Source organism: Vreelandella sp. 21 (assembly GCF_050995515.1).
GTDB lineage: Bacteria > Pseudomonadota > Gammaproteobacteria > Pseudomonadales > Halomonadaceae > Vreelandella > Vreelandella alkaliphila.
Map to the genome: position 1 here is coordinate 2,173,694 of NZ_CP194673.1, position 14,318 is coordinate 2,188,011.

Here is a 14,318-nt window from a genome sequence, read left to right on the forward strand (position 1 = left end):
TTATACAAAAACTATACACAGAAATAAATTCATCCATCTACAAAACAACCTACTAGCCATCTATCACACGAGCTAGACGCTAACCTGTTGCGGGTTCTGCTAAGATGGCAACTTGTTGTTTCCAGACGCCAGGGTCAGACACTGTATGCGCTTGATTATCGCCGAGAAACCCAGCCTTGCACGGGCCATAGCCGACGCGCTGCCCGGCAGCGCAAAACGCCAGGATGGCGCTATGGTCTGCGGCGACACCACCGTCACTTGGTGCCTAGGCCACTTGTTAGAACAAGCCCCGCCCGAAGCCTACGATCCTGCCGATAAACAGTGGCGACTAGACCGGCTACCCATTGTGCCGCAGCAGTGGAAACTGATGCCGCGCCCCAAGGCGCGAGGGCAACTGGCAGTGATTCGCAAGCTGATTAAGCAGGCCACCAGCGTGGTGCACGCTGGCGATCCAGATCGCGAAGGCCAGCTACTGGTGCAGGAAGTAATTGAGTACATGAAGTATCGCGGCCCCGTTCAGAGGCTGCTGATCAGTGACCTTAACAAACCCGCCGTGAGCCGTGCACTTGCCAAGCTGCGCTCCAATATAGAATACCAGCCGCTGTTTCAAGCGGCCCAGGCGCGCTCGCGTGCTGACTGGCTTTACGGCATTAATTTAACCCGCGCCTGGACGCTAACCGGCCGCCAAGCGGGACATGACGGCGTGCTTTCCGTTGGCCGTGTGCAAACACCAGTACTCGGGTTGATCGTGCGCCGCGACAATGCCATTCGTGATTTCAAGCCTCACCCGTTCTACCCGCTATGGGTGGATTTACAAGTGGCCCAAGGCCAGCTGCGCGCCTGGTGGGCACCTAAAGAGCACCAGCCCTTAGATGAGCAAGGACGGCTGATTGATCGCACTCCCGCCGATGCCTTAGCAGCACAGCTTCCCGGCGCACGAGGCACCCTAACCACCCTCGATCAACAGGAAAAACGCCAAGCGCCGCCGCTACCCTATTCGCTTTCCGCGTTACAAGTAGACGCCGCGCGCCGCCACGGGCTCTCCGCACAGATGGTGCTGGATATTTGCCAGCGGCTTTATGAACAGCACAAGTTAGTCACCTACCCCCGCTCCGACTGCCGCTACCTGCCCGAAGAGCATCTAGCGCTGGCCCAGCGTAGCTTGAGCAGCGCCTGCCAAAACGATGACACGCTGCGTCAGTGGCTGGGTGGTGCTGACTTTACCCTGCGCTCAAAAGCCTGGAACGACAAACAGGTAGGCGCGCACCATGCCCTAGCGCCCACCGGCAAGCCTGCAGACTTTAGCCAACTTTCCGCCACTGAAGGCCATGTATTTCGGTTAATTGTGCGCAATGTGATGGCGCAGTTTTATCGGCCGCTGCGCACCTTTGAGGTGAAAGCAGAGTTCACCCTGCTAGATGAAGCTTTCCGTGCCCGCGGCCAGAGCATTCTTGATCACGGTTGGAAGCCACTCTTCACCACCCGCGACGAAACTCCGCCGCTACCGCCGCTCACTCAGGGGGAAGCCTGCCAAGCGCTTGGCGCAGGCGTTGAGGAGAAAGAAACTCGCCCGCCGGAACCATTCACTGATGCCAGCTTGATTAAAGCGATGATGAACATTGGCCGCTACGTAGATGACCCTAACGTGCGCCGCACGCTGCGTGACACCGATGGCCTTGGCACCGAAGCAACCCGTGCAGGTATTATTGAAACGCTGGTGCAGCGTGGCTACTTAGTGCGGCAGCAAAAAGCCCTGCGTGCCACTAAACTCGGCTGCGCGCTGATTGCCGCCTTGCCAAGCGCCGTAAGCACGCCAGAACGCACTGCGCTTTGGGAACAGCGGCTTAGGGCGATCTCAGAACAGCAGGATGACCCCAGCGCATTTCAGCAAGCACTCCTGGATGATCTACGTGGCCTACTCACCCACAGCGATGCGGCCAAGCTGAGACACAGCCTACAAACTGCCCAAGGTGAGGCCGGAGGCCCAGCAAAACGTGCAACTAAGCCAAGAAAAAGTTATCCAAAAAGGAAAAGTGCCGGGGCCAGAAAGAAGACGAGCTAAAAGAAAGCTTATAAGCGCACATTGCTTACTTGACGCTGATAGATGAGTGGCAGGAGACGGCTTGAGATCATCCCAATTGATCACAACTCATAGCTGACTTTATTAGCCACCAGCAATCATCATATTGCCGACTAAACCGAGCAAGAAGCCAGTAACTGCTCCCACTGCGGGCATGCTTTGATGTACAAGCTTAGATTCTGGTGCAATATCCTGGAAAACTAAGTAAAGAATTCCCGCACTGGCGAACAGCATTAAAGCGCCCATCAACTCGTCATACTGGGACAGCAAATAATACCCTGTGGCGGCAGAGGCAGGACCTACTAACGCTAAACCGCTAAAAGCTAGCACGATTTTATTTGGTGAGAGTTGAGAGTTACTACTTAACTCCTCAAAGGCATTAAACCCTTCCGGTAAGTTTTGCAAAACCATTAGCAGCGCCAGCAATAAGCCAGCGCTTCCTCCAGCGGCGAAGGCTGCGCCTAAAGCAATGGCTTCTGGAACAAAATCAGAAAGCATCGCAACCAGTTGACCAACAGAGCTGTTCAGCCTACTCAAGAAAGTATCCAAAAGATAAAAGCACACCCCTCCCGCGGCAAAGCACAACGCGGCCAATAAAGGAGACAGCTTGCTCGCTCCCTCAGGAACTAGCACCAAAGCGACTGCCGATATAAGCGCACCCCCGCCAAAAGCAATGATGAAATGCCGCCAAGAAGCACCCAAGAAATAGGGGTGCACAAGATCAAGCCGAGCGAGCAATGCCCCCGTGGGCATTGCCGCGCCAGCCAGCAATGATAATAATAAGATATAGGTAATTTCAGTCATCGATATTGGGTATCACTTTTCTTATAGACCTTAATCTTCAAACAATACTCTCTCTACTTTACAGCACTTGATAGCTCATCTGACAGCAGTGGCGGCATCGGGCAGTCGAGGATATCTGCCATTACCCGAAATAACTCAGCTTCGGCTGGGCGAATATGTCCGCTATGCTCAATGCAGCGCGCCATGGCTTGCAGAAGAACGGGCTTTTGCAACGGCTTCAAGCGCCGTAAACGTTCCAAGGCCAAGCTTAATGCCCGCATATCACTTACTTCGTCAGTGGCAGACAAGGCAAACGGCAGCTCGCTTTCCGCTGCATTCAGCGCTGCGCTAATCTCGTCAGGATTATCCTGGCCAGCAGCTGCCAACACACTGAGTAGGCGCTGACACTCTCGCTGTAAATCACTGAGTTTAAGATGAGAGAGCCCGCTGTACTTTTCGCCCAGATTGTTCAACAGCAGCTGATACAGCGCCCATTCAAACAAGCTGACGTGGCCATCCGCGTTGATCAATTGCTCCATACAGAGGCGAAAGTGCTGAGCCTGATCAACGGAAAGCGACTTTAAGGCTGGTAGTGCCAACTCAACCAGCGGTAGACGTAACTCGATATTCAGCCTCAATACCTCGGGGCCAATGTCCATCAGCGCTTGATAAATATCTGGCAAGGCAATTTGTTGTAATGCATCTAACTGCTGCTCACGAACTGATGGTTCATCGCTTAGCAGTAGTGCATAAATTAACGCTCGGGCGGTATAGGGTTCCTGGGCCGCGGTTTTGATTCGTTCTGGCAGCGCATTTAGCGTTGCCCTGGCCTGCGCCAGGTGGCGTTGACTGGGCTGGCCGATGGCGTTAATGGCCGTTTGAGCAGAAGCTGCTGTTAATACAGCAGCCAATGTCCCTCTGCTTAGCTTCGCATCAGAACGGTCTTCACTGCCATCTTTACTATCATCTTCATTATCTACTGAGCCAGGGGCGTCATGGTCAGTTTGCTGCGGGGGCCAGCGAACCTCGAAGCGGCCATCCCAGTCTGGCATTACCCGCTGAATACGCTCTTTTAGTGGCGGGTGGGTCGCCATCATACGAGTGAACCCCTGCTTGATGCCCTGGCCGAAAAACAGGTGGCTGAATTCGGCTGCCTGTGGCGCTTTCAGGTAGGAACCCTGGCTATGCGAGCCAATCTTGACCAGCGCATTACCAATACCATAAGGGTTACGGGTGAACTGTACTGCGGAAGCATCCGCCAGATATTCGCGCTGACGACTGACCGCTGACTTAATCAGGTTGCCAAAAAAGGTGCCCGCATAGCCGACCACCATTAGCGCCGCTCCCAAACCCAAAATTACCGCCGCGGAGTTGTTACGTTTACTGCCCCCGGCACGCCGATAGCGCATGCTACGTAGCAAAGTACCGCCCAATAGCCCAATCAGCAGAATACCGTGGAGGATGCTGACCAAGCGTATGTTTAGCCGCATATCGCCGTACAGAATATGGCTAAACTCATGCGCGACGACCCCCTGCAACTCTTCCCGTGTCAGGTTGCGGATGGTGCCACGGGTAATACCGATCACCGCATCGGTGGTTTGGTACCCTGCCGCAAAAGCATTAATACCCTCTTCCTCTACGATATAAACGGAAGGCACCGGCGTGCCCGATGCAATGGCCATTTCTTCAACGACATTGAGAATGCGGCGTTCATCGGGGTCCTGGGTCATTAGATTAATCTCGCGCCCACCGAGCGCTTCTGCGACTGCCCGGCCACCACCACTTAGCTGACGTTGTTTGAATAGGCCGCCCAGCACCACAACAGCCAGCACCCCGGCAGCCACACCAGCCACTAGCTGGAATGAAAACGCGGACCATACTCCCTGCGCCGAAAGGCTGGTTTGTTCTGCGCCACTCATCAGCTGCAAGGCAATGGCAACCACCAATGTCGTCACGGCAATCAACGCCAGCACTGCTAGTACCAGCAAGACAACCAGATGCCAAGTTTTGCGCCGAGCGTGTTCCTGAGCAGTGAAAAAATCCATCTAATCCTGGCTCCTGCGCAGTAGCTTAGAACGACACTTTGGGTGCCACCTGGATCTGGGCGCTGTCTTCAAATTCTAGCAATGAGGCATCTTGGCCATGCCCAAACATGCCAGCCACCGCCACTGGAGGGAAGCTCTGCCGATAAGTGTTGTAGTGCATTACCGCATCGTTGAATGACTGACGCGCAAAAGCCACCTTGTTTTCCGTGCTGGTGAGCTCTTCTGACAACTGCATCATATTTTGCGAAGCTTTTAGGTCTGGGTAAGCTTCCATGACGACATTGAGCCGTCCCATCGCTTGAGTTAGCGCACCTTCAGCACCACCAAGATCAGCAATCGCTTTGGCGCTACCAGGGTTCGCCGCCGCCGCTTTAAGTCCGGCCACTGCCGTGTTACGAGCCTCAATGACCGACTGCAGCGTTTCCCGCTCATGGTTCAGATAGCCTTTGGCGGTCTCTACCAGGTTAGGAATTAGGTCATGCCGCCGCTTAAGTTGTACTTCAATCTGGGCAAAGGCATTCTCAAAGCGATTTTTCAACGAAACAAGACGGTTGTAGATTCCGATAACGTAAAACGCGATAACGGCAACGACTACCAAAACAATGATGAGTGTCAGCATTTGGGTCCATCCTTAGAGTTAGCGGAAAAGTGCTAGCGGAAAAATAATAGCATTTGAGCTTCAGATGCGTATTAACGAAAGCGCGCATTTGGCCGCACTACAAACCAACTGGCCAGCACCAAACTACCAAACAGGGTATAAACCACGATAAATACCCATTCCGGCAAAGTGAAATAAAGCAAGCTCTGCAACCAATATTGAACAAAAGAGCCCGCATAAGTGTCCGCCCCAGCCTTGGCCCGTAGCGCCATTTCCCACGTAGTTAATGGGCAAACGATGCCAAACCACGCCTGCACGACCACATAACCAATGGCACACAGATGAATGATCCGGAATGTCCGATGTCGCACCCACCGCCATTGCAGGAAATACCCTGCGTAGATGGCTAACAAGCCGACGACAACAAAAGCCACAAACAGCACATGGAGAACCAGTACCGAATCCGCCAGAAGCAAGAGTAACGTTTGTTGAGTCATAGTCATCTACGTCATCCTCAAAAAGTGATCAACCTCCCTATCGACAAATGGCTAATTAAATTAGCCGATATTGAATAACGAACCCATGTACGCTGTGATCTGTATCATCGACTGTGGCCATAAGCCTGTCGTTATTACACTGACGCCGCTCTCTTTTAAACAACAATCAATAGCATCAAGGAGTTATTAATGACCACACCTGTCACACTACGCGAACTTTCAGGGCTTGAGCTCACCCCTAGCAAACTTTCTGAGTCTGCATTAATCCTTATCGATTGCCAAAACACCTACCGGGAAGGCGTCATGCAGTTAGAAGGCGTAGAAGAAGCCCTGCTAGAAGCCAAAAAGCTCCTCGAAAAAGCGCGCGGAGCAGGCATTCCGATCATTCATATTCAGCATGATAGTGGTGAAGGATCGCCTTACGATATCAAAGCACCCATAGGGCAGATCGCGGATATAGTAAAGCCGATAGACGGCGAGCCAGTTATCATTAAATCGTTTCCCAACTCCTTCGTTCAGACCGATCTTGAAGCACAGTTGAAAAAGGCCGGCTGCAACAAACTGGTGCTAGCTGGTTTCATGACCCATATGTGTGTCAACTCCACTGCACACGGTGCATTCAACCTTGGGTTTGAAGTGACAGTAGTTGCCAGTGCGACCGCTACCCGCTCGCTTCAGGCTGACCAAGGCAAGACGTTGTCAGCTAAAGCGGTTCATGAGGGGGCGTTAGCGTCAACGCGAGATCTGTATGCCGCAGTGGTGGATACCGTCGACGATCTCCCCGCTTAATAAGTGGGGAGATCGTTTCACTGATGCGCGGCGAGGAGGCATTGTTATAGCGTCTAATTGTTAGGGCGTTTGCGCTTCGTCGCGCATCACTCTGAGCGAAGTGATTTCAATGGTAAGCGCATCACGCGTTTTTTCTAAGTCACTTACCTGCTCACCGACCGCGGCAAGCTGGGCATTGGCCTCTTCAAGTTCAGTGTTGAGCGTCTCAAGGTCTTCTTCAGCCTGCCTCCGAGCCTCTTCTGCATCTTCTTGCGACTGTTGAGCGGCATCGCGGGCTGCTTCAGCCTCTTTTTTATCCGCATCTACCTCGGCGTATGTTTTATTCAATTCTTCTAAGCGGCCCTGCTTTTCGTCTACTTGCTCATTTAGGGTGGCAACCTCTTCTTCGCGAGATTCACGCTCACCCCGTAAAGTGGTCAAATCGTCTTCAGCATTGGCAATATCCGCTCGCGTTGAAGCAAGCTCGGCTTCAGCTTCGGCTTGCTCAACCTCTAGCGCGTTCATTCTCTGCTGTAAGGTTGCTAGATCAAGCTCTGCGGCTTCGACCTCAGACATCTGCGCCTGAATCTGCTGATGCTCTCGCTCAGTTTCGGCCAACCGCGCTTCGAGCGCTTCCTTACTGTCTTGTCGCGACCCTGCGATAGTGTGCGCAACGATAGCCCAGACCACCGCAATAATGGCGATGGCTAAGATCACCTTTACACGGTTGTCGCTCAACAGTTCAATCGTTGATGGTTTAGTAGTCCCTGTCATTAGTGCATTCCTCTCGCTTAAGGGCTATCGCTACTATGATGGCTAACATATGAACGCTAGCGGGTCTTTAACTGATCCATTGTTAATATGAAGGAAAGTTCATGGTTCGGCTAGGAGCGACCATTCAACACATACCAATTTAGCACTTGAATTAACTGCCCTAATTATCTCAATACGCCTAGCGGGCACTTCTCACTCATTGCGATCATTGAGCGCCAGCACCACTTCGTCAGGCGGAAAAACCAAAACAGCGCGTTGCCAGAAACTCCCCCTTACCAACAGGGACGGTACATGTGGTGAATTCTGGGTCTGCCAACACCAGCGCCATAAAACTAGCCATTTCATCGGCATGAGAAGTGGCGTTATCCACCACAAGAAGCCCACCTTCTCTCAAGACCCGCTTAATATTCGGCCACCACTGCACATACTCAGAACGGTTAGAATCGAGAAAGAGCAGATCGAATGAAGAATCGTCTACGCTTTCCAGCAACTTGCCAGCATTACATTGCAGCAGGGTAATGTAGTCAGAAAGCCCCGAGCGCTCAAAATTCGTGGCGGCCAGATCGAACTTGTATTCGGAAAGCTCTACTGTCGTGACGTGCCCGGAAATCTTCTGAGCTGCCTGGGCAAACCACAAGGTGGAATAGCCATTAGAGGTACCAATCTCCAGTACTCGTGTTGCGTTCGTGGCTTGGGTAAGTACTGAAAGAAACTCCCCCGTATCACGGGTGATATTCAGCATACGATGCGGGCGATCAGCAATGGCAGCATCGTTTTCCTGGCCAAATTGCTCTAACTCGGTTAGCAACTCGCGTAATGATTCGACCACACTTCCCCCCTAGCAATCTAAACAGCTTTAAAACGAGAGCCGACTGGCCAGGCTCAGAAGGTGGTAAAACATCATGCCCACCTAGCTTAGAAACGTAACGTTTTAAGATTAACGCACATAATGAACTTCACCAGATTGATCGAAGGCCTGAAATTGGCCAGGAGCGGATGTTAAAGAGTTTTCAGATTAATGATGTTCACAACATCTATTCCACGCCCCCTTCCCTAAAACGCGGAGCGTGGCGGTCTGGAAATGTCAGTTTCCGTCCTTAAATTTTGCTTTACAATTGCCGCTCATGCACATGGTACAGTAGTGCTCTCTATCCTCATGCTGGGTACTCTCAGCGATGATAATGCCGCAGCCGTTGCAGAACAGGGTGCCAATCCCGTCTTCGAATTTCACAATTGCATGTTCGTAGTCCATAAAGTTCTCCGCGAAGACCCCATCCTGCAAGAACGGGTAGTAATAGCTTGTCAGCAAAAGCCGATCTTTATCTGATATTTCCTTCGATGGCGCTATCAGGCGTCAGTTCAATTTCCTCTCGACCATCAGGTTGATACAGATAATAACAACGCACCTAAACAGCAAAGGCTAAGCAATTCTCTCCCTGGCAACAGATGCATTCAGTGCCATGATTCTCGGATATGCAACTCTGCATCACCAAAGTTGGCTTGGCCGCTATCGGCCAAAAGCGGTCTTTGAAGAGACACTGATATAACGCCGCGCTCTGCGGAAAATTTGGAGCGCAGCGGAAAATTTGTCCGATAGCAGCACTTTGATACTCATTGAGCCTTCTCCCCCAGCTCAGCCCGTTTGGCTAAGCTGAAAAGGCGACCAAACCTAACAGGAGAAGACTCAATGAACTTTTACAATAGCACTCATCGTCACTACTGTGGCATTGATCTACACGCCAGAAGCCTTTATGTCTGTATCCTCAATCAACAGGGAGAAACCCTGTTGCATAAAGAGATTCCCGCTAGCCCAGAACCTCTACTTCGGCTAATCGACACCTACCTGGATGATCTAGTGATCGGCGTCGAATGCATGCACTGCTGGTACTGGGTCGCTGATTTCTGTGAAGACCACGGCATTGCTTTCATTCTCGGTCATGCCCTTTATATGAAGGCCATTCATGGCGGTAAAACCAAGAATGATCGCGTGGATTCTTACAAAATTGCCGCGCTTATTCGCGGTGGCAACTTCCCCCTCGCTTATGTCTACCCACGCAACATGCGAGCTACCCGTGACCTGCTTCGCCGCCGAACTGGGCTCGTTCGCCACGGCGCTGATCTCAAAGCTCATGTTGTCAACACAACGAGTCAGTACAACCTGCCACCCAACAAGGTCAATTTAAAAAATGTCAGTGCCAGAGAACAATTGGGCAGAACCTTTGATGACCCGCTTGTTCAGCGCAATATCGATCTAGATATAGCCGTTTTAGAGTGCTACCACCGGGAACTAAGCCAGGTGGAATGGCTATTGGAAAAGCAGGCTAAAAAGCATCAGCCGACCTACTACCACTTATTAACAACCATTCCCGGCGTTGGCCGTATTCTGGCCCTCACCATTCTATATGAAGTGGGTGATATTCGACGTTTTGAATCTGTTCAGAAGTTTGCCTCCTATTCCCGACTGATCAAGTGCAAAGCCGAATCGGCCGGTAAGACCTATGGCACCCAGGGCAACAAGATTGGTAATGCCCATCTAAAGTGGGCTTTTTCTGAGGCTGCGGTGCTTTATCTACGCGGTAATCCAGATGCACAAAAGCTGTTGCAACGCTTCCAGAAACGCATGAGTAAAGCCAAAGCCTTATCGGCCCTGGCCCACAAGTTGGGGCGTGCAGTCTATTTCATGTTAAAGAACGAAAAGGTATTTGATGAACAACGCTTTTTAACGAGTTAGTCACGGAGCAGGATGATGATCAACGTCTAACTGGATCATCATGGAGTGTGCTGAAACAGGGTGTCTGCTGACTGATCTTGAGATCTGAAACCCGACTTCTACACCCAACTCGAAGCCCGTCGCTTTGATTATCCATCCTGCTGGCGTGCATCAACACCCTGAGCGAGTGGGCTTACATCGGCGCTGAACTTGAAACTAACTGGGACTGTAGAGTAACCCGCTTTTTGAATAGGACAGATGCTGGTTAACCGATGAATGTCTAGTGCCCCAGATCAACCTGCAAGGAGCAACCCGGTTTGGCAGTGGTAAACCACCGCGTTAAGAGAGCCTCAATAGGTGTTTGCTGTAAGCCACTCACAGCCAACGATGACAGATGAAGTAGGATCACTGGCTCAGGGACTTGATATTGACCGCTTACGCGGCCAATAAAAACACTACGGCCTATTGACAGACAGAAGGCTCATAGGTGTTATACGCATCTCTACTCATGACACAACATCCATCATTTCTTGATAGTGCTTTTCGTCCAGTTCATTTATCCAGTCAAAAATATCTGAAATGACTGTAACACCTTCACCAATCAAGTTTTCAACGAAGTCTTCATTGGTTTCAATAAGGTCGTTATGTGAATACTCATTAATGAACTTTCGAATCTTTTCTTTTCCTTCGTCTTCAGGATTTTGACTTGCCGAAACTGCCGTATTAAACAAGTTGGCAAAGTTCCCCCGATTCTTTGGAAATTTGAAAGACAAAAAGGATTCAAGTAGCTTTCGGGACAAGTTGGCTGCAAGAAAATGATCGTCTGTTTCAAGCGTCTGTTGATTCTTTAACGAATGCAATCGTGAAAAAATATAGTGGTACTCTGAATTGTACGAAATTAATGCTGATTCGGCGTCTGTATAGGTTGAAGTCCTTGGGACTTCGTTGTTTGCCTTAACAACATAAAAGTTTGCAATATTCTGATTGTCTCGTTTATTCTTCCGCGAAATCCAATCACGAACCAACTTGAAAAACGTAAAGTTGTGGGTAAGAACAAACAGTTGATTTGCTTTTTCACAATTCACTTTCATAAATGAATAAGCGTGAAAAAGGTGATTAGAATCGAAACTTGAAATGGGATCATCCACAACAACAATAGTATCTTCAATTTTGTTGTCATTTTCTTTAAGTTTGGTTATGAAGTAGACGAAAGCAATAGCCGTTTTCTCCCCCTCACTTAAATTTCCGCCGACCTGTTCTGAATCGTTCCTAAGTATTTCATACCCTTTTTTTACAGGATTGAACCGAAGGGTTAATTCACTGCGTCCAAGGAACTTATGAAGTGATTCATTGAACTGGTCAGCGCCCACGCCTTCATTTGATAGTGAATCTTCAAGCGTTCGGATTTCTGTGCTTCTAGTGTTGATTGTTGTTTTTAGCGTTCCATTTGCGGCTATTCGATCAACGACTTCTTTTTTCTTATCGTGATACCCGAATGATTTGACTTCAGTAGTTGCATAATGAAGTTCAAGTTTCTTTTTAGCTTTATCAGTTTCTTCTTTGAAATTTCCTGACTTATGATTGTGCTTATCAACAGCCGCTCCAATAGCATACATAGCATCGTTAAACGACTTCACGGATGATTCACTGATAACTTCAACAGTAAGACCAGTTTCAAGCGGATTGGCTATCTTTTCCTTCAATACAGTGTGCCAGACCGTTATTTCTTCGTTCAGGGCTTTTATTGCTTTTTCCAACGCTGTACATGCTTCGTTGTACCCATGTTTGAATTCGTCATAAAAATCACTTGCGGCGGGTAACGTTGGGGGTTGAACATATTGGCCAGCAAGCCAACCATCAGCACTTTCAAGCCGGGTCTGAAAGGCTTTGTAATCGTCATTAAAGTGGGATTCAAGTTGTTTGGTGCGTTCTTCGGTGATGGTGTTACCACAAAATTCACATTGATTTGTGTCATGGCGCTTATGAAGGTCAAGACCAGCTTCAACCCAAGACTTTATATCACCATGATCTACAAGCCGCCGAATAGTTTGACTGACCACACTGGTTTTCAAAAGATCGTCAAGTCGTTCTTTAGCTTTGGTAAACGTTTCTTGATTAATAACATGTTTATTAAAGGTGATCGGGGACTTTTGATCAGGCTTCGCGGCATTGGTTAATTCAACAATTTGTTGATCATCAAGAAGTGAATCGTCCGACTTGCACTCTTCAAGATGGCCTTCTATGAACTTTTCAAATTTACGCTTATCGTAGTTAAGGTAGTAACTATCTGTCGTATCAATTGACTGAAGACTTGTCTTCATGTGTCGCGCGCTATCGGTTCCAAACTTTGAAACAGCGCTATCAAGCTTTCTTATTGCTTCAGTTTCTATGCCGTGCGATTTACTATCGACTTCCTGTTCTTGTTTTAGTTTTTCTAGCTTTTCACGTTCTTCAATCTTTTCTTTATCAACAAGCAGTATGCTTTTTACAACACTATTCCATGAGATATTATCGTCAATAAAGTCATTATTAAAGGTGTAAACATTAAGGTTCGAATCCGCCACGTTTGCTGGTGTGATTGCCGTGCCAGCGTCCACGTTTACAATGAATTCCGAAGAAGGAAATTTACTTGAAGTGGATTTATTTTCGATACACCGAAACACCCCCGAAAGCGTGGATTTCCCGCTTCCATTCCAGCCATAGAATAAATTGTACTTTCCGAAGTCTTTAGCGTTCGCATTCGTATGGTTTTGGAATATGCCGAACTGCTTCAATTTTTGTATATTTTTTATTAACATGACATCCCTGACCTTAAGCTATCTCCGGACTAAATTTTCGTATAACGCCGTTATAAATTGCCGAAAGAAGCGCAGCGTATTGAGTTCAATTTCATAACATTGTTATATTACTTTGTCAAACATGAAGTCTGCATGCTTCATATGTTCTGATGCACTTGAAACATAATGCAGCATTTTTTGGTCTACTCGATCCGTTTTTAAGATTAACTCTTTTATTAATTCTAAATTTTGTTTTTGCAAAGGATTCAGGGAATCTTTGATACCACTGATTTCATTTGCGCATATATCGTTAACAAATGTAAAATAATTTTTAAAAAGCCCGCTTATCACATCAGAAAGCTGAACCTCATAATAATCTTTTGAATCAACAAACTTATAATCCCCTCCACTTAGTACTGGGTCATGATCCTTTATAAAATTGAAGTGCTCCTCGATTTTGAATTCATTATCATATATATGGCTCGATGTAGGATATTGTTCCAGCCTGTAACGATAAAACACCTCCAAGCCATCAATTAAAACACCTTCATTTTTTTCATAAACTAGCTCTAGCCCAGATGCTTTTGAGCAAAGCTCAAACAGTTTCTGAAGACTCTTAAGCTTTAGTTTATCCTCTCTTGATAACTTAAATTTCATTCGAGCTGCTGGTGAGGTAGCAAACTTACATATTTTTTTGAGCTCTTTAATAAGCTTCGTTACTTTCTTTCCTTTTACATTTGGGTAACCACAACTTCTCAGTGCAGCTATGAAAGTTGCTTTCCTGATCTTTAATAATAGATAGAGCGCATCTTTGTGATACTGAGTATAGTTATACCTTCCCCCAGCGGGGTCATAATTTAGTGCTTGATTTGAATCTGCATAATCACACAGATCATCGATAATATCTAAAACCGCCCAATACTCCATGTTCAAGTTACTGTAATGTATTAAGTAGTCACTATCTTTAATCCAAGTCAGTAAGCTCCTTAACTTGGCAGACTTGAGGTTGTCAAGAAAGGTTCCTGTAGCGACATTTTTAAACTTCATTTCATCGGAGTTTTCAGGCAGATTTATCTTCTTGTTTAAAATTTCAATCTGACTTTCATCTACGGCAATGCCAGAGTCAGGTAACGCAACTCCAGCCAATAAGAAACATGGCGATGGGCTTTCATGCGCATCCGTATTGAAGCCATTACTCTTAATTCTCAGCACACGGATATTATTTGATTCATCATAATAAAATTTCACATGTATCCTCAACTTTTACTTTTATAGAAAAATATAAC

At 48.2% G+C, this 14,318-nt stretch carries 11 protein-coding genes; 3 read left to right on the forward strand and 8 right to left on the reverse strand.

Annotated features, from left to right (window positions below; translation table 11 throughout):
• Positions 1 to 145: 145 nt before the first annotated feature.
• A complete protein-coding gene (locus tag ACN06F_RS10245; RefSeq protein WP_433923853.1) occupies positions 146 to 2,062 on the forward strand; it encodes a DNA topoisomerase III in 1,917 nt (638 codons plus the stop codon).
• Positions 2,063 to 2,164: 102 nt separating this feature from the next.
• Here the strand turns inward: ACN06F_RS10245 and ACN06F_RS10250 are convergent, their stop codons facing one another.
• The 4 genes from ACN06F_RS10250 to ACN06F_RS10265 form a co-directional block, all read right to left on the reverse strand.
• Entirely contained in the window at positions 2,165 to 2,884 is a 720-nt protein-coding gene (locus tag ACN06F_RS10250) for a ZIP family metal transporter (RefSeq protein WP_433923854.1), read from the reverse strand.
• Between the two features lie 53 nt (positions 2,885 to 2,937).
• The gene (locus tag ACN06F_RS10255; protein ID WP_433923855.1) at positions 2,938 to 4,908 is read right to left on the reverse strand and encodes a M48 family metallopeptidase; all 1,971 of its coding nucleotides are present in this window, start codon (positions 4,906 to 4,908) and stop codon (positions 2,938 to 2,940) included.
• Positions 4,909 to 4,933: 25 nt separating this feature from the next.
• Positions 4,934 to 5,527, reverse strand: coding sequence for a LemA family protein (locus ACN06F_RS10260; RefSeq protein ID WP_433923856.1), 594 nt, complete (start codon positions 5,525 to 5,527; stop codon positions 4,934 to 4,936).
• A 71-nt stretch (positions 5,528 to 5,598) separates the two neighbouring features.
• Positions 5,599 to 6,009 (reverse strand): DUF2784 domain-containing protein, encoded by a 411-nt coding sequence (locus ACN06F_RS10265; protein WP_433923857.1) that lies wholly within the window; start codon positions 6,007 to 6,009, stop codon positions 5,599 to 5,601.
• 183 nt (positions 6,010 to 6,192) lie between these two features.
• Here ACN06F_RS10265 and ACN06F_RS10270 point away from each other — a divergent pair, with 183 nt between their 5' ends.
• Entirely contained in the window at positions 6,193 to 6,792 is a 600-nt protein-coding gene (locus ACN06F_RS10270) for a cysteine hydrolase family protein (RefSeq protein WP_433923858.1), read from the forward strand.
• Between the two features lie 60 nt (positions 6,793 to 6,852).
• Here ACN06F_RS10270 and ACN06F_RS10275 read toward each other — a convergent pair whose 3' ends face one another.
• On the reverse strand, positions 6,853 to 7,545 hold the full coding sequence (locus ACN06F_RS10275) for a hypothetical protein (RefSeq protein ID WP_433923859.1): 693 nt from the start codon (positions 7,543 to 7,545) through the stop codon (positions 6,853 to 6,855).
• A 229-nt stretch (positions 7,546 to 7,774) separates the two neighbouring features.
• Complete coding sequence (locus tag ACN06F_RS10280) at positions 7,775 to 8,374, reverse strand: O-methyltransferase (RefSeq protein ID WP_433923860.1); 600 nt, start codon at positions 8,372 to 8,374, stop codon at positions 7,775 to 7,777.
• A gap of 858 nt (positions 8,375 to 9,232) precedes the next feature.
• Here ACN06F_RS10280 and ACN06F_RS10285 point away from each other — a divergent pair.
• A complete protein-coding gene (locus ACN06F_RS10285; RefSeq protein WP_433923861.1) occupies positions 9,233 to 10,276 on the forward strand; it encodes an IS110 family transposase in 1,044 nt (347 codons plus the stop codon).
• A gap of 485 nt (positions 10,277 to 10,761) precedes the next feature.
• On the opposite strand, the gene ACN06F_RS10290 is transcribed toward ACN06F_RS10285, so the two are convergent.
• Both ACN06F_RS10290 and ACN06F_RS10295 read right to left on the reverse strand, forming a co-directional pair.
• Positions 10,762 to 13,053, reverse strand: coding sequence for an AAA family ATPase (locus tag ACN06F_RS10290; RefSeq protein ID WP_433923862.1), 2,292 nt, complete (start codon positions 13,051 to 13,053; stop codon positions 10,762 to 10,764).
• A 102-nt stretch (positions 13,054 to 13,155) separates the two neighbouring features.
• A complete protein-coding gene (locus ACN06F_RS10295) occupies positions 13,156 to 14,280 on the reverse strand; it encodes a DUF3800 domain-containing protein (RefSeq protein WP_433923863.1) in 1,125 nt (374 codons plus the stop codon).
• Positions 14,281 to 14,318 lie beyond the last annotated feature (38 nt).

What these genes read in the sequence shown, in the direction of transcription:
- ACN06F_RS10245 (WP_433923853.1), top strand. Translation starts at nt 146, where the DNA reads ATGCGCTTGATTATCGCCGAGAAACCCAGCCTTGCACGGGCCATAGCC.
- ACN06F_RS10260 (WP_433923856.1), bottom strand. Translation starts at nt 5,527, where the DNA reads ATGCTGACACTCATCATTGTTTTGGTAGTCGTTGCCGTTATCGCGTTT.
- ACN06F_RS10270 (WP_433923858.1), top strand. Translation starts at nt 6,193, where the DNA reads ATGACCACACCTGTCACACTACGCGAACTTTCAGGGCTTGAGCTCACC.
- ACN06F_RS10255 (WP_433923855.1), bottom strand. Translation starts at nt 4,908, where the DNA reads ATGGATTTTTTCACTGCTCAGGAACACGCTCGGCGCAAAACTTGGCAT.
- ACN06F_RS10275 (WP_433923859.1), bottom strand. Translation starts at nt 7,545, where the DNA reads ATGACAGGGACTACTAAACCATCAACGATTGAACTGTTGAGCGACAAC.
- ACN06F_RS10250 (WP_433923854.1), bottom strand. Translation starts at nt 2,884, where the DNA reads ATGACTGAAATTACCTATATCTTATTATTATCATTGCTGGCTGGCGCG.
- ACN06F_RS10265 (WP_433923857.1), bottom strand. Translation starts at nt 6,009, where the DNA reads ATGACTATGACTCAACAAACGTTACTCTTGCTTCTGGCGGATTCGGTA.
- ACN06F_RS10290 (WP_433923862.1), bottom strand. Translation starts at nt 13,053, where the DNA reads ATGTTAATAAAAAATATACAAAAATTGAAGCAGTTCGGCATATTCCAA.
- ACN06F_RS10285 (WP_433923861.1), top strand. Translation starts at nt 9,233, where the DNA reads ATGAACTTTTACAATAGCACTCATCGTCACTACTGTGGCATTGATCTA.